This window comes from Aquabacterium sp. UBA2148, assembly GCF_002328915.1.
Classification (GTDB): Bacteria; Pseudomonadota; Gammaproteobacteria; order Burkholderiales; family Burkholderiaceae_C; genus Aquabacterium; species Aquabacterium parvum.
The window spans coordinates 7,828-8,290 of record NZ_DCXA01000177.1 but is presented as its reverse complement, the minus strand read 5'-3'; the positions used below and the strand labels follow the sequence as shown (position 1 = coordinate 8,290).

The 463-nt window shown below is 71.5% G+C and carries 1 pseudogene; it reads left to right on the top strand.

Annotated features, from left to right (window positions below):
- Positions 1-463, top strand: a pseudogene (locus B2W70_RS09935) (hypothetical protein); the annotation flags it as partial.

The following is a 463-nucleotide window of genomic DNA, read 5'->3' as shown; positions in this document are numbered from 1 at the left end:
CCGCTGCAACAGCAGGCTCGGCATCGGGCCCCAGCGCCAACAGCCGAGGCCGTCGGCTGCTGTGGCCCGTGCTCAGCGGACTGGGCCTGGCTGTTCTGGCCGCGATGGGCTGGCAACATTGGCAAACCACCCGGGCCCCGGGCCTCGCTCCTGCTGAAAGCGCTCCGCAACCGCCTGAGCCTGAGCTGGCCAACCCGGTCAACCCGGCCAATCCTGCGAATCCTGCCAACCCGCCTGAGATGGCGACCGAGCAGGAGGTGGCCTTGAAGATGGCGTCAGAGATCTCGCCTGCTAACGTGGTCAAGCCGGCCGTGGCAACCGAAGCTTCGCGCACGCAGGCACCTGCCACTGCGGCACCTGCCACTGCGGCACCTCCCGCCAGCAGCGCGGCCTCGTCGGCCAGCCCCGCGCAGGTCAGGCCCAAGCCCGAACCCGCGGCGGCGCGCACCCCGGCGCCAGCCAC